Annotated in this window: 11 protein-coding genes; 7 read left to right on the top strand and 4 right to left on the bottom strand. The window is 55.0% G+C overall.

All coding sequences use genetic code 11. From position 1 onward, the window contains the following. From mukF to H2Z33_RS22955, 6 genes are all read left to right on the top strand, one after another. The gene (gene mukF, locus H2Z33_RS22980) at positions 1 to 1,323 is read left to right on the top strand and encodes a chromosome partition protein MukF (RefSeq protein WP_015570962.1); all 1,323 of its coding nucleotides are present in this window, start codon (positions 1 to 3) and stop codon (positions 1,321 to 1,323) included. Then, positions 1,304 to 2,008 (top strand): chromosome partition protein MukE, encoded by a 705-nt coding sequence (gene mukE, locus H2Z33_RS22975; protein ID WP_033487281.1) that lies wholly within the window; start codon positions 1,304 to 1,306, stop codon positions 2,006 to 2,008. Before mukF ends, mukE begins: the two co-directional genes overlap by 20 nt. Then, on the top strand, positions 2,008 to 6,456 hold the full coding sequence (gene mukB / locus H2Z33_RS22970) for a chromosome partition protein MukB (protein WP_033487280.1): 4,449 nt from the start codon (positions 2,008 to 2,010) through the stop codon (positions 6,454 to 6,456). The genes mukE and mukB overlap by 1 nt, the downstream gene beginning before the upstream one ends. Before the next feature lie 179 nt (positions 6,457 to 6,635). Continuing rightward, positions 6,636 to 8,459, top strand: coding sequence for a L,D-transpeptidase (gene ldtD, locus H2Z33_RS22965; RefSeq protein WP_063135282.1), 1,824 nt, complete (start codon positions 6,636 to 6,638; stop codon positions 8,457 to 8,459). Positions 8,460 to 8,634: 175 nt separating this feature from the next. Continuing rightward, positions 8,635 to 9,186, top strand: coding sequence for a YcbK family protein (locus H2Z33_RS22960; RefSeq protein WP_003858202.1), 552 nt, complete (start codon positions 8,635 to 8,637; stop codon positions 9,184 to 9,186). A 20-nt stretch (positions 9,187 to 9,206) separates the two neighbouring features. Further along, positions 9,207 to 9,854 carry an MBL fold metallo-hydrolase gene (locus H2Z33_RS22955; protein WP_015570958.1) on the top strand — a complete coding sequence of 216 codons (648 nt, stop codon included), beginning with the start codon at positions 9,207 to 9,209 and terminating at the stop codon, positions 9,852 to 9,854. A 53-nt stretch (positions 9,855 to 9,907) separates the two neighbouring features. Here the strand turns inward: H2Z33_RS22955 and H2Z33_RS22950 are convergent, their stop codons facing one another. The 4 genes from H2Z33_RS22950 to pncB all read right to left on the bottom strand — a co-directional run bounded on the left by H2Z33_RS22950 (position 9,908) and on the right by pncB (position 15,719). After that, positions 9,908 to 11,098 carry an amino acid aminotransferase gene (locus tag H2Z33_RS22950; RefSeq protein WP_017384820.1) on the bottom strand — a complete coding sequence of 397 codons (1,191 nt, stop codon included), beginning with the start codon at positions 11,096 to 11,098 and terminating at the stop codon, positions 9,908 to 9,910. Between the two features lie 184 nt (positions 11,099 to 11,282). Beyond that, positions 11,283 to 12,341, bottom strand: a complete 1,059-nt coding sequence (gene ompF / locus H2Z33_RS22945) for a porin OmpF (protein ID WP_015570956.1) — start codon at positions 12,339 to 12,341, stop codon at positions 11,283 to 11,285. A 606-nt stretch (positions 12,342 to 12,947) separates the two neighbouring features. Next, entirely contained in the window at positions 12,948 to 14,348 is a 1,401-nt protein-coding gene (asnS, locus tag H2Z33_RS22940) for an asparagine--tRNA ligase (RefSeq protein WP_015570955.1), read from the bottom strand. 168 nt (positions 14,349 to 14,516) lie between these two features. Next, entirely contained in the window at positions 14,517 to 15,719 is a 1,203-nt protein-coding gene (gene pncB / locus H2Z33_RS22935) for a nicotinate phosphoribosyltransferase (RefSeq protein WP_033487278.1), read from the bottom strand. 254 nt (positions 15,720 to 15,973) lie between these two features. Between pncB and pepN the strand changes: the two genes are divergently transcribed. Continuing rightward, the gene (gene pepN / locus H2Z33_RS22930) at positions 15,974 to 18,586 is read left to right on the top strand and encodes an aminopeptidase N (RefSeq protein WP_032671214.1); all 2,613 of its coding nucleotides are present in this window, start codon (positions 15,974 to 15,976) and stop codon (positions 18,584 to 18,586) included. Positions 18,587 to 18,609: the final 23 nt, after the last annotated feature.

The raw sequence follows: 18,609 nt of genomic DNA, 5'->3' as shown, positions 1-18,609 counted from the left end.
ATGAGTGAATTTTCCCAGACAGTCCCCGAACTGGTTGCCTGGGCCAGGAAAAACGATTTCTCCATCTCGCTGCCGGTAGACAGACTCTCATTCCTGCTGGCGGTTGCGACGCTAAACGGCGAACGCCTGGATGGCGAAATGAGTGAAGGCGAACTGGTGGATGCGTTCCGCCACGTCAGTGATGCGTTTGAGCAAACCAGCGAAACCATTAGCGTGCGTGCCAACAACGCAATCAATGATATGGTGCGTCAACGTCTGCTGAACCGCTTTACCAGCGAGCAGGCGGAAGGAAACGCCATCTATCGTCTTACGCCACTGGGCATTGGCATTACCGACTATTACATCCGCCAGCGCGAATTTTCCACGCTGCGTCTCTCCATGCAGCTCTCTATTGTTGCAGGCGAGCTGAAGCGTGCCGCCGACGCGGCTGATGAAAACGGTGATGAATTCCACTGGCATCGCAACGTTTACGCGCCGCTGAAATATTCGGTTGCCGAGATTTTCGACAGTATCGATCTGACTCAACGTCTGATGGACGAACAGCAGCAGCAGGTGAAAGACGATATCGCTCAACTGCTTAATAAAGACTGGCGTGCGGCCATCTCCAGCTGTGAACTCTTGCTGTCAGAAACGTCGGGTACGCTGCGTGAGTTGCAGGATACGCTGGAGGCGGCGGGAGATAAGCTACAGGCCAATCTGCTACGCATCCAGGACGCGACGATGGCGCACGACGATCTGCATTTTATCGACCGTCTGGTGTTTGATTTGCAGAGCAAGCTTGACCGCATTATCAGCTGGGGCCAGCAGTCGATCGACCTGTGGATCGGTTACGACCGCCACGTGCATAAATTTATCCGTACCGCCATCGATATGGATAAGAATCGCGTCTTTGCTCAACGTCTGCGCCAGTCGGTACAGACCTACTTCGATGCGCCGTGGGCGCTGACCTACGCCAACGCCGATCGTCTGCTGGATATGCGCGACGAAGAGATGGCGCTGCGTGATGAAGAGGTCACCGGTGAACTGCCGCCGGATCTGGAATACGAAGAATTTAACGAAATTCGCGAGCAGCTTGCGGCGATGATCGAAGAACAGCTCGCTGTCTACAAAACCAGACAAGCACCGCTGGATCTTGGCCTCGTGGTACGCGACTATCTGGCGCAGTATCCGCGCGCGCGCCACTTCGATGTTGCCCGCATTGTTGTAGACCAGGCGGTGCGCCTGGGCATCGCACAAGCCGATTTCACCGGACTGCCGCCGAAGTGGCAGCCGATTAACGATTACGGAGCCAAGGTACAGGCGCATGTCATTGACAAATATTGAACACGTGATGCCAGTTAAGCTGGCACAGGCGCTGGCGAATCCGTTGTTTCCGGCGCTGGATAGCCAGCTGCGTGCCGGTCGTCACATTGGCCTTGACGAGCTGGATAATCACGCCTTTTTGATGGACTTTCAGGAGTACCTGGAAGAGTTTTACGCTCGCTATAACGTTGAGCTGATCCGCGCGCCGGAAGGTTTTTTCTACCTGCGTCCGCGCTCTACCACGCTTATTCCGCGCTCGGTGCTTTCCGAACTGGATATGATGGTCGGCAAAATTCTCTGCTACCTCTATCTCAGCCCGGAACGTCTGGCGAATGAAGGGATCTTCACCCAGCAGGAGCTTTACGATGAGCTGCTGTCGCTGGCGGATGAAAGCAAGCTGCTCAAGCTGGTCAATAACCGCTCAACGGGGTCCGATCTGGACCGTCAGAAATTACAGGAAAAAGTTCGCTCTTCCTTGAACCGTCTGCGCCGTCTGGGAATGGTCTGGTTCATGGGTCACGACAGCAGCAAGTTCCGTATTACCGAATCGGTCTTCCGTTTTGGCGCCGACGTGCGTGCGGGTGACGATGCGCGTGAAGCGCAGCTGCGCATGATCCGTGACGGTGAGGCGATGCCGGTGGAAAACCATTTGCAGCTCAATGACGAGCCTGAAGACAATCAGCCGGATAGCGGGGAGGAAGAGTAATGATTGAACGCGGTAAATTTCGCTCACTAACGCTGATTAACTGGAACGGCTTCTTTGCCCGAACATTCGATCTGGATGAGCTGGTGACAACGCTCTCCGGCGGTAACGGTGCGGGTAAATCCACCACCATGGCGGCCTTTGTGACGGCGCTGATCCCTGATTTGACGCTGCTGCACTTCCGTAACACCACCGAAGCGGGGGCGACAAGCGGCTCTCGTGATAAAGGCCTGCACGGTAAGCTCAAAGCTGGCGTCTGTTATTCGGTGCTGGATGTGATCAACTCCCGTCACCAGCGTGTGGTGGTGGGCGTGCGTCTGCAGCAGGTCGCCGGTCGCGATCGAAAAGTGGATATCAAACCGTTCGCGATTCAGGGGCTGCCAACCTCAATGCAGCCAACGGCGCTGCTGACGGAAACGCTCAATGAGCGTCAGGCGCGCGTACTGACGCTGCAGGAGCTGAAAGACAAGCTCGAAGCTATCGAAGGCGTGCAGTTCAAGCAGTTCAACTCAATTACCGACTACCACTCCCTGATGTTCGATCTGGGCGTGGTGGCGCGTCGTCTGCGTACCGCATCCGACCGCAGCAAATATTACCGTCTGATTGAAGCCTCCCTGTACGGCGGGATCTCCAGCGCCATTACCCGCTCCCTGCGCGACTACCTGTTGCCGGAAAACAGCGGCGTGCGTAAGGCCTTCCAGGACATGGAAGCCGCGCTGCGTGAAAACCGCATGACGCTGGAAGCGATTCGCGTTACCCAGTCTGACCGCGATCTGTTTAAACACCTGATCAGTGAAGCCACCAACTATGTGGCGGCGGATTATATGCGTCACGCCAACGAGCGTCGCGTGCATCTCGATCAGGCATTAGAGTACCGCCGCGAGCTGTTCACCTCGCGTAAACAGCTGGTGGCCGAGCAGTATAAGCACGTTGAAATGGCCCGTGAACTGGGCGAACACAACGGGGCAGAGGGCGATCTGGAAGCCGATTACCAGGCGGCCAGCGATCACCTGAACCTGGTGCAGACCGCGCTGCGTCAGCAGGAAAAAATCGAGCGCTATGAAGCCGATCTGGATGAGCTGCAAATTCGTCTTGAAGAGCAAAATGAAGTGGTGGCCGAAGCTGCCGAATTGCAGGAAGAGAACGAAGCCCGCGCGGAAGCCGCCGAGCTGGAAGTGGATGAGCTGAAAAGCCAGCTTGCTGATTACCAGCAGGCGCTGGATGTGCAGCAGACGCGTGCGATTCAGTACAACCAGGCGTTGCAGGCGTTGCAGCGTGCCAAAGAGCTGTGCCATCTGCCGGACCTGACCCCGGAAAGCGCTGACGAATGGCTGGATACCTTCCAGGCCAAAGAGCAGGAAGCCACTGAGAAACTGCTTTCTCTCGATCAGAAAATGAGCGTGGCGCAAACGGCGCACAGCCAGTTTGAGCAGGCGTACCAGCTGGTGGTGGCGATCAACGGTCCGCTGGCGCGTAACGAAGCGTGGGACGTTGCCCGTGAGCTGCTGCGCGACGGCGTCAATCAACGCCATCTGGCCGAACAGGTGCAGCCGCTGCGCATGCGCCTGAACGAGCTGGAACAGCGTCTGCGTGAACAGCAGGAAGCCGAGCGTCTGCTGGCGGAATTCTGCAAGCGTCAGGGTAAAAATTACGATTTCGACGAGCTTGAGGCCCTGCACCAGGAGCTGGAAGCGCGTATTGCGGCCCTGTCGGATACCGTATCGAACGCCAGCGAACAGCGCATGACGCTGCGTCAGGAGCTGGAACAGCTTCAGTCGCGTTCGAAGACGCTCTTACAGCGTGCGCCGATCTGGCTGGCTGCACAAAGCAGCCTGAACCAGCTCAGCGAACAGTGTGGCCAGGAGTTTTCCTCCAGCCAGGACGTCACCGAATACATGCAACAGCTGCTGGAGCGCGAGCGTGAAGCGATTGTTGAGCGTGACGAAGTGGGTGCGCGCAAGCGTGACGTCGATGAAGAGATTGAGCGTTTAAGCCAGCCTGGCGGCTCAGAAGATCCGCGCCTGAATGCCTTAGCCGAGCGTTTCGGCGGCGTGCTGCTGTCTGAAATTTACGACGATGTCGGCCTGGACGATGCGCCGTACTTCTCCGCGCTGTACGGTCCATCCCGTAACGCGATTGTGGTGCCTGATCTGTCGCTGATTTCGGACCAGCTTGCAGGGCTGGAAGACTGCCCGGAAGATCTCTACCTCATCGAAGGGGATCCGCAGTCGTTTGATGACAGCGTATTCAGCGTCGACGAGCTGGAAAAAGCGGTGGTGGTGAAAATCGCCGATCGCCAGTGGCGCTATTCGCGCTTCCCGGAACTGCCGCTGTTTGGCCGCGCCGCGCGTGAAAACCGTATTGAAAGCCTGCACGCTGAGCGCGAAACGCTTTCTGAACGTTTTGCAACCCTGTCGTTTGATGTTCAAAAAACGCAGCGTCTGCATCAGGCGTTCAGCCGCTTTATCGGCAGCCACCTGGGCGTTGCCTTTGAGCCCGATCCGGAAGCTGAAATCCGCAAGCTCAACACCCGCCGTGGTGAGCTGGAGCGTGCGCTTGCCAGCCATGAAAATGACAACCAGCAAAGCCGCGTGCAGTTCGAGCAGGCGAAAGAGGGCGTTGCGGCCCTTAACCGTATCCTGCCGCGCCTGAACCTGCTGGCGGACGATACGCTCGCCGACCGCGTGGACGAAATTCAGGAACGTCTGGACGAAGCGCAGGAAGCGGCGCGCTTTGTGCAGCAGCACGGCAATCAGCTGGCAAAACTGGAGCCGATGGTTTCCGTTCTCCAGAGCGACCCGGAACAGTTTGAGCAGTTAAAAGAGGATTATGCCTGGTCACAGCAGGTGCAGCGCGAAGCGCGTCAGCAGGCGTTTGCCCTGACGGAAGTGGTGCAACGTCGCGCACACTTCGGCTACTCCGATTCAGCAGAAATGCTGAGCGGGAACAGCGATCTTAATGAAAAGCTGCGCCAGCGTCTTGAGCAGGCCGAAGCAGAGCGTACGCGCGCCCGTGAAGCGATGCGTACTCACGCCGCACAGCTGAGCCAGTACAGCCAGGTCATGGCCTCGCTGAAAAGCTCCTTCGACACCAAGAAAGAGCTGTTAAACGATCTGCATAAAGAGTTGCAGGACATCGGCGTTCGCGCCGACAGCGGTGCAGAAGAGCGGGCGCGTATTCGCCGCGATGAACTGCATGCTCAGCTCAGTAACAACCGCGCGCGTCGTAATCAGCTGGAAAAAGCGCTGACCTTCTGTGAAGCAGAGATGGACAACCTGACGCGACGCCTGCGCAAGCTGGAGCGTGACTATCATGAGATGCGTGAACAGGTTGTGACCGCGAAGGCGGGGTGGTGCGCGGTGATGCGCATGGTGAAAGATAACAACGTGGAGCGTCGTCTGCATCGTCGCGAGCTGGCGTACCTGTCAGCCGATGAACTGCGCTCTATGTCGGATAAGGCGCTGGGCGCGCTGCGTCTGGCGGTGGCGGACAATGAACACCTGCGCGACGTGCTGCGTATGTCCGAAGATCCGAAGCGTCCTGAGCGCAAAATTCAGTTCTTCGTGGCGGTTTATCAGCACTTACGCGAGCGTATTCGTCAGGACATCATCCGTACCGACGATCCGGTGGAAGCGATCGAACAGATGGAGATCGAGCTGGGCCGTTTGACGGAGGAGCTGACCTCCCGCGAGCAGAAGCTGGCAATCAGCTCCCGCAGCGTGGCGAATATTATTCGTAAAACCATTCAGCGCGAGCAGAACCGTATCCGTCAGCTGAACCAGGGCCTGCAAAGCGTGTCGTTTGGCCAGGTCAACAGCGTGCGGCTGAACGTGAACGTGCGTGAGGCGCACTCCACGCTGCTGGACGTGTTGTCTGAACAGCACGAACAGCATCAGGATCTGTTCAACAGTAACCGCCTGACCTTCTCCGAAGCGCTGGCGAAGCTATATCAGCGTCTGAATCCGCAGATTGACATGGGCCAGCGTACGCCGCAAACCATCGGCGAGGAGCTGCTGGACTACCGCAACTATCTGGAAATGGAAGTTGAGGTTAACCGTGGCTCAGACGGCTGGCTGCGCGCGGAATCCGGTGCGCTCTCTACCGGTGAAGCTATCGGTACCGGTATGTCGATTCTGGTGATGGTGGTGCAGAGCTGGGAAGATGAAGCGCGTCGTCTGCGCGGCAAAGACATCTCGCCATGCCGTCTGCTGTTCCTCGATGAAGCCGCGCGTCTCGACGCCCGCTCCATCGCCACGCTGTTTGAGCTTTGCGAGCGACTCGATATGCAGCTCATCATCGCGGCGCCGGAAAACATCAGTCCGGAAAAAGGGACAACCTATAAGCTGGTGCGTAAGGTGTTTCAGAACAGTGAACACGTACACGTCGTGGGCCTGCGTGGTTTCGCCCCGCAGCCACCGGAGTCATTACCGGGCACGGCTGACGCCTCTTAACCCGGGGTGCGACAAATAGCGGCGCTCATGCGCCGCTTTTTTTATTCACTTAACTTGTGTTCAGGGCTGCGTTATCTTTAAACTTCTTTACATAAGGTAAGGCAGCAGCGAGTATGCCTTTCTATACTGAAGGAAATCTCCAGAATAATGGGCATGTCGTGAAAAACAGGGGGCAAGGGATGTTGCTTAAGAAAAATCGTGGTCGTCAGCTGTCTGCGCTGAGTTTGTGCCTGACAGTGATGTTTGCTCCACTGTTTACCGCTCAGGCCGATGAGCCTGAAATTGTACCGACTGACAGCTCCGCGACGATGGGCGCGCAGCCGACGTCGCTGTCACAACCGCTGGATCAGTCTCCGGCGACGGCCATCATGGCCGGCATTAAACCGCTGCCGGAAGGCATCGATACTGAATCATTACGCCAGCAGCTTATGACCGGCCTGCCCTCGAGCTATACTCCTGCTTATATTAACCAGCTCACGCTGCTTTACGCTGCGCGCGATATGAAACCGATGTGGGAAAATCGCGAGGCGGTACGAGCCTTCCAGCAGCAGCTGGCTGAAGTGGCGATTGCAGGCTTTCAGCCGCAGTTCACGACCTGGGTTGAGCTCCTGACCGACCCTGCCGTTACCGGACAGGCGCGTGACGTGGTGCTGTCTGATGCCATGATGGGCTACTTACAGTTTGTGGCGGGGATTTCGGTGAACGGCAACCGCTGGTTATACAGCAGTAAACCGTACAAGCTGGCGACGCCTGCGCTGTCCGTCATTAATCAGTGGCAGCTGTCGCTGGATAACGGCGAACTGCCGCGCTTTATCGCAAGCCTTGCGCCTGCCCATCCGCAATATGCCACGATGCATCAGTCGCTTCTTGAGCTGGTTGCGGATTCCCGCCCGTGGCCTCAGCTGCGTGGCACCACAACGCTGCGTCCGGGGCAGTGGAGCAGCGATGTGCCTGCGATCCGCGAAATTATGAAACGCTCCGGCATTCTTGACAGCGGCCCTAAAATTGCTCTGCCCGGTGACGAGACGCAAAATGCGGTCGTCAGCCCGTCGGCGCCGGTAAAAGAGAAAACGGCCGTTGCGTTGAGCAATAAGCCCGCCGCTTACGATCGCGAGCTGGTCGCCGCAGTGAAGCAGTTCCAGGCCGCGCAGGGGCTTGGCGCTGACGGCGTGATTGGTCCATCTACTCGCGACTGGCTGAACGTCTCTCCGGCCCAGCGGGCAGGAGTGCTGGCGTTGAATATCCAGCGCTTGCGCTTGCTGCCGGGCACGTTATCCACCGGCATTATGGTCAACATTCCGGCGTACTCCCTGGTCTACTATCAGGACGGTAGCGAAGTGCTGGCGTCCCGCGTGATTGTCGGCCGACCTGACCGAAAAACGCCAATGATGAGCAGCGCGCTGAATAACGTGGTGGTTAACCCGCCGTGGAACGTGCCGCCGACGCTGGCGCGCAAAGATATCCTGCCTAAGGTATGGAATGACCCGGGTTATCTGGAGCGACATAACTATACGGTGATGCGTGGCTGGAACAGCAAAGAAGCGATTGATCCCTGGATGGTCGACTGGTCAACGATTACGCCTTCGAACCTGCCGTTTCGTTTCCAGCAGGCACCTGGCGCACATAACTCGCTGGGACGTTACAAATTCAATATGCCAAGTTCGGACGCTATCTACCTGCATGATACCCCGAACCATAATCTGTTCCAGAAAGATGCACGCGCGCTCAGCTCGGGCTGTGTCCGCGTGAACAAGGCCTCCGAGCTGGCGAATATGCTGTTGCAGGATGCAGGCTGGAACGATACGCGGATATCAGATGCCCTGAAGCAGGGGGATACGCGTTACGTCAATATCCGCCACAATATTCCGGTCAATCTTTACTATCTGACGGCGTTTGTAGGCGCGGACGGACGCACCCAGTATCGTACAGATATTTACAATTATGATCTGACAGCGCGATCCGGCGCACAAATTTTGCCAAAAGCGGAACAATTAATCAGGTAAATGAAGTAGTTCGGTAAAAATGATTGTCGTAAGTTATGGTGAATATGAGGCGATCTGGCTGCAAGCCGCGTATTCACTGGGGTTGGGCGCCTTGACGTAGCAAGCTTTGCCAGTTATGGTGCCCTTCGTGCGCTAAGCATATTGACAATTTCTTTTACCTGTAGACCTGATTATCATGGACAAATTTGACGCTAATCGCCGCAAATTGCTGGCGTTAGGTGGCGTTGCGCTGGGCGCAGCAGCCATCCTTCCGACGCCAGCATTTGCCACCCTCTCGACACCTCGTCCGCGTATTTTAACGCTCAACAATCTGCATACTGGTGAGACGCTTAAAGCGGAATTTTTCGATGGCAGAGGCTATATTCAGGATGAATTAGCAAGACTCAACCATTTTTTCCGTGATTTCCGCGCGAATAAAATCAAAGCCATCGACCCTGGATTATTCGATCAGCTTTACCGCTTGCAGGGACTGCTGGGAACCAAAAGGCCGGTGCAACTCATTTCTGGCTATCGCTCTCTGGATACCAACAATGAACTGCGCGCCCACAGCCGTGGGGTAGCGAAAAAAAGCTATCACACCAAAGGGCAGGCGATGGATTTCCATATTGAAGGCGTTTCGTTAGCCAATATTCGCAAAGCGGCGTTATCTATGCGCGCAGGTGGTGTAGGATACTACCCACGTAGCAACTTTGTGCATATTGATACCGGGCCGGTTCGGCACTGGTAATAACGAAACACAGGAGCAGTATGAACTATCGTATTATTCCGGTTACCGCGTTCTCACAGAACTGTTCATTGATCTGGTGTGAACAAACTAAACTGGCCGCGCTTGTTGATCCCGGTGGCGACGCTGAGACAATCAAGCAGGAAGTCGCTGCCAGCGGTGTAACGCTGATGCAGATTTTACTCACCCATGGTCATCTCGACCATGTGGGTGCAGCGGCTGAACTGGCTGAACACTACGGTGTGCCGATTATCGGCCCGGAAAAAGAAGATGAGTTCTGGCTTCAGGGGCTGCCTGCCCAAAGCCGCATGTTTGGTCTGGATGAGTGTCAGCCACTGACACCGGACCGCTGGCTGAACGAAGGCGATCGCGTTAACGTAGGGAATGTAACTTTACAGGTGTTGCATTGCCCAGGGCATACGCCCGGCCATATCGTCTTCTTTGATGACGTGTCGCGCCTACTGATTTCCGGTGACGTGATTTTCAAAGGGGGCGTAGGACGCAGCGATTTCCCACGCGGCGATCACGGTCAACTGATTCAGTCGATTAAGCAGAAGTTATTGCCGTTAGGTGATGATGTGACGTTTATCCCTGGCCACGGACCAATGTCGACGCTGGGCGATGAGCGGTTGCATAACCCGTTCCTTCAGGATGAAATGCCTGTCTGGTAAACCCGGTAAAATAAAAAAGCCTGCGCTATGCAGGCTTTTTTTATGGGTGCAGGTTACAGCACCGCGACAATGGCTTCGCACAGCGGCGCCATGTTGTCAGGCGTCATACCTGCAACGTTCACGCGGCCAGAGGCAACGGCATACACGCCAAACTCTTCACGCAGGCGCAGCACCTGCTCTTTGGTCAGGCCGCTGAAGGAGAACATGCCGTTCTGCTTGATGATGAAGCTGAAGTCACGGTCAGCGCCTTTCTCAGCCAGCGTGTTCACAAACAGCAGACGCATGCGCTGAATGCGCTGACGCATATCGTTCAGCTCTTGCTCCCAGATTGCGCGCAGCGCATCGTTGCTCAGGATCGTCGCGACCACAGACGCACCGTGTGCCGGTGGGTTAGAGTAGTTAGCGCGGATCACGGACTTCATCTGGCTGAATGCGCGATCGACGGTTGCTTCGTCAGCAGCCACCAGCGTACAGGCGCCGACACGCTCGTTATACAGACCAAAGTTCTTGGAATAGGAGCTTGCGACAATCAGCTCCTGATGCACGGCGGCGAATGCGCGCAGACCTTCTGCATCTTCTTCCAGACCACGGGCAAAGCCCTGGTAAGCGAAGTCGAACAGCGGCAGCCAGCCTTTTTCAACGGACAGCTTAGCCAGCTGTTCCCACTGCTCAAGCGTAGGATCGATACCGGTTGGGTTATGGCAGCAGCCGTGGAACAGCACCACATCGCCCGCCTGGGCTTCGCTCAGGCTGGCCAGCAGACCGTCGAAATCCAGCGCGTGGTTTGCCGCGTCGTAGTAGGCGTATTCACGCACTTCCAGACCCGCAGAATTAAAAACGCTCTTGTGGTTCGGCCAGCTTGGATTGCTTACCCACACACGCTTCACAGAGGTGTTTTTCGCCAGGAAATCTGCCGCCACGCGCAGTGCGCCGGTACCGCCTGGGGTCTGCGCCGTGCGGGCGCGTTTTTCGCTCACAATGGTGCTGCCTTTGCCGAACAGCAGCTCCTGGGTGCAGCGACCAAATTCAGGGATACCATCAATACCGAGGTAGTTTTTGGTGGTTTCGTTTTCCAGCAGATACTGCTCAGCTTTTTTGACGCTGGTCAGTACCGGAGTTTTGCCGGTTTCATCTTTATATACACCAATACCCAGGTTGATTTTGCCAGGGCGGTCGTCGGCACGAAACAGATCGGCCAGGCCCAGAATTGGGTCGGCAGGAGCGGCAGTAATGTTCTCAAACATGACGAAGTTCCATTGTGATTACAGAAGTGAAATCCGCTATCAGGTTAACGGTAGATTTACAAAATGCCAACCGTTTGCGACGAAAAGCGTGCGGCTTTTCAAAAGTCGCTATTATTTTCTCTCAGGAATAAAAAAACAGGGCCGAAGCCCTGTTCATTAAGCATAAAACAACGAGGTGTGCTGATTAGAACTGGTAAACCAGACCCAGAGCCACGATATCGTCGTTGTTGATGCCCAGCTTGTTGTCGTCTTTCAGCTGGTTGATCTGATAGTCAACATAGGTAGACATGTTTTTGTTGAAGTAGTATGTCGCACCAACGTCGATGTAGTTGATGTAGTCTTCGTCACCGATACCTTCTACGTCTTTCGCTTTAGATTTGTAGTAAGCGATGGATGGACGCAGACCGAAGTCGAACTGGTACTGAGCGACGACAGAGAAGTCCTGAGACTTGTTAGCGAAACCACGGCTGCCCAGACGCGCTGCGTTACGCATTTCGCCATAAATAGCTGCCAGGTAGATGTTGTTCGCGTCATATTTCAGGCCGGTTGCCCACTGCTCAGCTTTGTCGCCTTTACCCCAATCCAGCGTCTGCTGGTTGTTGGTACGGTCAGCTGCACCATAAGCACCCACAATGCCGAAACCGTCGAAATCATAGCTCAGAGAGGTTGCCCAGCCGTCACCGTTGGAACGTACTGCGTCATCACGTTCATTTTTGCCCAGGTACTGAACACCAAAGTTCAGACCGTCAACCAGGCCGAAGAAGTTGCTGTTACGGTAAGTCGCCAGACCACCCGTACGGCCTGCGAAGAAGTTATCGCTCGCGCCGGTGTCGCCGCCGAACTCAGGCAGCATATCGGTGATGCCGATTGCGTCATAGACCAGACCGTAGTTACGACCGTAGTCGAAGGAGCCTGCGTCACCAAATTTCAGACCTGCGAATGCCAGACGGGTTTTGTTGCCGTTCTGTGCATCGCCACCTTCAGAGTTGTTACCCTGGAAGTTGTATTCCCACTGACCGTAGCCAGTCAGCTGATCGTTGATCTGAGTTTCACCTTTGAAGCCCAGACGCGCGTAAGTGTTGTCGCCATCGTTTCCCGCGTAATCAGAGAAGTAATGCAGGCCAACTGCTTTCCCGTAAAGATCTAATTTGTTGCCGTCTTTGTTATAGATTTCAGCAGCGTTTGCTGCACCGGCTACCAGCAGGGCAGGGACTACCACTGCCAGGATATTGCGCTTCATCATTATTTATTACCCTCATTGGTTTTTTTATGACACTCGCCACTGCCGCCAATAAATTCTGTCAATAAATATTTCCGGAACTATTGATGAGAGTTAGGTGTCTTTATGTGTCTGACAGGCATCTTTCCATTCATAGAACCGTTTCGCTACACTGAAAGTGCTACAATCTTCAAGATTCAGTTACCAAAAGAAAATATGTGTAACTAAATATGTATTTTTGGGAACTTTGTGAAGCACCTCAAATTTCAGTGCCACCTGGCGAATTAAACATCCGCTTTATTCTTATATATATGATTTCCTTATGTTTAATTTAGCTAAAGGCCTTTCGTATAAACAGAAGTTAAACGGCTCATTTTTTCTTATGATCGATAAAAGCCATCCAGATGGCTGTGAAATTGGTTGTTTTTTATGCTAATGCGTAAGGATTGTTTTAAGCGCAATAAGAATGGGGTTATTTTTTTGTCTCAGGATATTTCGTGGAAACAAAACGTAACAGGTAGAGGTAATAGCGGGGTTGTGGTTTAAAGACGCTTACTTCTGACTGACGAAAACTGACATTGCAGGATAAAATAATGGCCAGCATTTGCTGGCCATTAATGATTTGGTCGGTTAGAAACTTGCGTTACGCGGTGTGCGTGGGAATGGAATCACATCACGTACGTTCTGAACACCTGTTACGTAAGCAATCAGACGTTCGAAGCCCAGGCCAAAGCCGGAGTGTGGAACGGTGCCGTAGCGACGGAGATCGCGATACCAGCTGTAGTCCGCCGGGTTCAGGCCCATCTCCTGCATACGCGCGTCCAGCACATCCAGGCGCTCTTCACGCTGGGAGCCACCGATGATCTCACCGATGCCCGGCGCGAGGACATCCATCGCGGCAACGGTTTTACCGTCTTCGTTAAGGCGCATATAGAACGCCTTAATGTCTTTCGGATAGTTTTTCACCACAACCGGTGCTTTAAAGTGCTTCTCTGCCAGATAACGTTCGTGCTCGGAGGAGAGATCCACGCCCCAGTAAACCGGGTTTTCGAATTTCTCACCGCATTTTTCCAGGATTGCGACCGCGTCGGTGTAATCCACCTGCGCGAAGTCTGCGGAGACGAAGCGCTCAAGACGGGCGATGGCGTCGTTATCGACACGCTCAGCGAAGAATTTCATGTCGTCTGCGCGCTCTTCGAGAACGGCTTTAAACACGTATTTCAGCATCGCTTCTGCCAGGGCTGCCGCGTCATTCAGATCGGCAAAGGCCACTTCCGGCTCCAGCATCCAGAATTCCGCCAGGTGACGGCTGGTGTTGGAGTTTTCCGCACGGAAGGTTGGGCCGAAGGTATAGATCTTAGACAGCGCACAGGCGTAGGTTTCACCGTTGAGCTGGCCGGAAACCGTCAGGAAGGCTTCTTTGCCAAAGAAGTCTTTGTCGTAATCGACTTTACCTTCCGGCGTACGCGGCAGGTTTTCCATATCCAGCGTTGAAACGCGGAACATTTCACCTGCGCCTTCGGTATCGGAAGCCGTGATCAGCGGAGTAGAAACCCAGAAGTAACCCTGCTCGTCAAAGAAACGATGCAGCGCCTGCGCCAGCGTATGACGCACGCGGGCAACCGCACCAATCAGGTTGGTGCGCGGACGCAGGTGCGCGACTTCACGCAGATATTCGATGCTGTGACGCTTTGCAGCCATCGGGTAGGTGTCAGGATCTTCAACCCAGCCGGTCACTTCCACCGAGGTCGCCTGAATTTCGTAGCTCTGACCCTGGCCCGGAGAGGCCACCACAACACCGGTGACGATCACGGAACAGCCGGTTGTCAGGTGCAGAACGTCATCATTGTAATTGGGCAGAGAATTATTAATGACGGCCTGTACAGGATCAAAGCAGGAACCGTCATAGACGGCGAGGAAGGAGATGCCAGCTTTAGAATCTCGGCGAGTACGCACCCATCCGCGCACGGTGACCTCCTGGTCAACGGCGACACGGCCCTGGAGTACGTCGGCTACAGGCACAACGCTCATAATATTCTCTCTGTTAATAGTCGGAAAAAATAAACACTTGTCCGCCCTTATAGGGGGGATATCTATGTTACCTGCCATCCGCTATCAGACAAGTAAATTTCACCGTCTTAAGAGAAGAAATAAGAAATTAATAAGAGAAGGGGAGCCATGAAGGCTCCCCCGAAGCCGTTAACTGGCTTTTTTAACCTGAGGCAAATCGAAGGCTTTACGTAATGCGCGGACAAACGCTTTGTCATGGCAGATGGTTTTGCCCGGACTGTCGGAGAGCTTCGCGACCGGCTTACCGTTACATTCCACCAGTTTTATCACGATGTTCAGCGGTTTCACCTGAGGAATATCACAGGTTAACCGCGTACCAATCCCGAAACTCAGGTTCACCCGCGATGAGAAATGGCGATAAAGGTCGACGGCTTTCGCCAGGTCAAGGTTATCGGAGAAGACCAGCACCTTACTCATGGGGTCGATGCCCAGTTTTTCGTAATGGGCGATGGCTTTCTCACCCCATTCAACCGGGTCCCCGGAATCATGGCGCAAACCCTGGTAGCGTTTGGCAAACTCAGGGCCAAAGTCGCGCAGGAACGCGTCCATGGTAATGCAGTCGGTAAGGGCAATACCCAGCCGATCCGGGTATTCCTCTAGCCACGCGGCGAGGGCGGCGCGCTGGCTGTTGGCAAGGTCAGGGCTGATCTGCTGGTGCGCCTGGAACCATTCGTGCGCCTGGGTGCCCATCGGCGTTAAATCAAGGCGACGTGCCAGATCGTAGTTACTGGTGCCAACGAACCACGGCTCCTGTTGCAGACGTCTGACAATGGCTTCCTGAACCTCGCGAGAGAAGCGGCGGCGCGTGCCAAAGTCCATCAGACGGAATCGGGACATATCCAGCCCTTCGGTCAGTCTGGAAAACTCAACGAGTTTATTCTCCAGAGCGGCAACCGCCTGCGTCACACCGGTTTCAGGGGAGCGATAGCGGTGGGCCAGCTCGCTGATCACGGCCAGAAGCGGCACTTCCCACATGATCACCTCGCGCCACGGGCCGGTCAGACGAATGTCCAGCTTGCCGTTATCATTGGTGACGGTGACCTGTTCCGGGTTATAGCGGAACTCACGCAGCCAGTTCAGATAATCCGCTTTAAAGAAAGGCAGGCCTGAAAGCCACTGATATTCGTCATCGGTGAGCGCCAGATGCTGCATGGCCTCGACCTGTTCACGAATGGAATCTGCGTAGATACCCAGCAAGTCGTCACCCCGGCAGCGAAATTCCGCCGCAACATGGACATCATGATAGTGGTGAAACACGGCTTGCTGCATATGCAGCTTGTACGCGTCGGTATCCAGCAACGTATGCAGAACCGGAGAAGCGAATTGAGTCATAGGTGCGCTGTAGCATCCTCTCACGGGAGCGTTTAGTACAATAAACAACTCCGGAGTATACCCTGTTTAGTGATTTATTGAACCCCGATCACAACATAAGCACACTTTATGGTCGAGAGCATTTCGTGCCCCGTGTTATAAAAATGTAGCTAAAAAGGGCGTTGTGCCTGAAAAGATGAACATTCTGCATAGCGCGTTTTACACAACAGGAATATATTGAATCGTTACTCGACAAACGATGCATAAGGTTTTCTATGACACAACAGCCACAAGCTAAATACCGCCACGACTATCGTGCGCCGGAATACCTGATAAGCGATATCGATCTGACTTTCGACCTGGATGCCACAAAAACCGTGGTGACGGCGGTAAGCCAGGTGACGCGCCAGAGCGCGACAGCCGTGCCGCTGCGTCTGGATGGTGAAGACCTGACGCTGGTTTCCCTGCATATTAACGATGAAGCCTGGTCAGACTATAAAGAAGAAGGCAACCAGCTGGTCATCGACAACCTGCCGGAACGCTTTACCCTGCGCATCGTGAATGAAATTAGCCCTGCCGCCAATACCGCGCTGGAAGGACTTTACCAGTCAGGCGTAGCCCTGTGTACCCAGTGTGAAGCCGAAGGTTTCCGCCACATTACCTGGTATCTGGATCGCCCGGACGTCCTGGCGCGCTTTACCACCAAAATTATTGCCGACAAAACGCTGTACCCGTACCTGCTTTCCAACGGCAACCGGATTGGTGAAGGGGAACTGGAGAATGGCCGTCACTGGGTACAGTGGCAGGATCCGTTCCCGAAACCCTGCTATCTGTTTGCGCTGGTGGCGGGAGATTTCGATGTCCTGCGCGACACCTTTAAAACGCGCTCTGGCCGTGAAGTCGCGCTGGAGCTGTTCGTGGACCGTGGCAACCTTGACCGCGCACCGTGGGCAATGACCTCCCTCATCAACTCCATGAAGTGGGATGAAACGCGCTTTGGCCTCGAATATGACCTCGACATCTATATGATCGTTGCGGTCGATTTCTTCAACATGGGCGCGATGGAGAATAAAGGTCTTAACATCTTTAACTCTAAATACGTGCTGGCGCGTACCGATACCGCCACGGATAAAGATTACCTCGATATCGAACGCGTTATCGGCCACGAATATTTCCATAACTGGACCGGGAACCGCGTCACCTGCCGCGACTGGTTCCAGCTGAGCCTGAAAGAGGGCTTAACCGTCTTCCGCGATCAGGAGTTCAGCTCCGATCTGGGATCGCGGGCGGTAAACCGCATCAACAACGTGCGCACCATGCGTGGTCTGCAATTTGCAGAAGATGCCAGCCCAATGGCGCACCCGATCCGCCCGGATAAAGTCATTGAGATGAATAACTTCTACACCCTGACGGTGTATGAAAAAGGCGCTGAAATTATCCGTATGATCCACACCCTGCTGGGTGAAGAGAATTTCCAGAAAGGGATGCAGCTTTACTTTGAGCGTCACGACGGCAGTGCGGCCACCTGCGACGATTTTGTTCAGGCGATGGAAGACGCCTCTAACGTCGATCTGTCTCATTTCCGCCGCTGGTACAGCCAGGCCGGTACGCCGATTGTGACGGTCAAAGACGACTACAACCCGGAAACCGAGCAGTACACGCTGACCATCAGCCAGCGCACGCCGCCAACTGCCGAGCAGGAAGAGAAACATCCGCTGCACATTCCGTTCAGCGTTGAGCTGTACGACAACGAAGGCAACGTGATCCCGTTACAGAAGGGCGGCCACCCGGTGCATAACGTGCTGAACGTGACCCAGGCAGAGCAGACCTTTATCTTCGATAACGTCTATTTCCAGCCCGTTCCCGCCCTGCTGTGCGAATTCTCCGCGCCGGTGAAACTCGAATACAAGTGGAGCGATCAGCAGCTTACGTTCCTGATGCGTCACGCGCGCAACGATTTCTCGCGCTGGGATGCGGCACAAAGCCTGCTGGCGACCTACATCAAGCTGAACGTCAACCGTTACCAGCAGGGCCAGCCGCTGACGCTGCCGGTTCATGTGGCAGACGCGTTCCGTGCCATCCTGCTGGATGAGAACATTGACCCGGCGCTGGCGGCTGAAATTTTAACGCTGCCTTCTGCGACTGAAATCGCCGAGCTGTTTGACATCATCGACCCGATTGCCATCGTCGCCGTGCGTGAAGCGCTGACCCGCACGCTGGCGACCGAACTGGCAGATGAGTTCCTCGCCATTTACAACGCCAACAAGCTGGACGGGTATCGGGTGGAACATGCGGATATCGGTAAACGTTCCCTGCGCAATACCTGCCTGCGCTATCTGGCGTTTGGTGAGGCAGAGCTGGCGAACACGCTGGTCAGCAAGCAGTACCACGAAGCCGATAACATGACGGATGCCCTGGCCGCGCTGGCCGCAAGCGTTGCCGCCGAGCTGCCGTGCCGCGATGCGCTGATGCAGGAGTACGACGACAAGTGGCATCAGGATGGTCTGGTGATGGACAAGTGGTTCATCCTTCAGGCCACCAGCCCGGCAGCCGATGTACTCAGCAAAGTACGCAGCCTGCTGAAGCACCGTTCGTTCACCATGAGCAACCCGAACCGCGTCCGCTCTCTGATTGGTGCCTTCGCCAGCAGCAACCCGGCCGCGTTCCATGCCGAAGACGGCAGCGGTTATCAGTTCATGGTTGAAATGCTGACCGAGCTGAACAGCCGTAACCCGCAGGTGGCGTCTCGTCTGATTGAGCCGCTGATCCGCCTGAAACGTTACGATGCGCAGCGTCAGGCGAAAATGCGCGCCGCGCTTGAGCAGCTGAAAGGGCTGGAAAATCTGTCTGGCGATCTGTACGAGAAGATTGCTAAGGCGCTGGCCTGATGTAAAAAAGCCCGGTGGCGCTA

The organism is Enterobacter sp. YSU (assembly GCF_016082135.1).
GTDB lineage: Bacteria > Pseudomonadota > Gammaproteobacteria > Enterobacterales > Enterobacteriaceae > Enterobacter > Enterobacter hormaechei_C.
The sequence above is the reverse complement of the archived record's forward strand: the minus strand, read 5'-3'. Positions and strand labels throughout refer to the sequence as shown.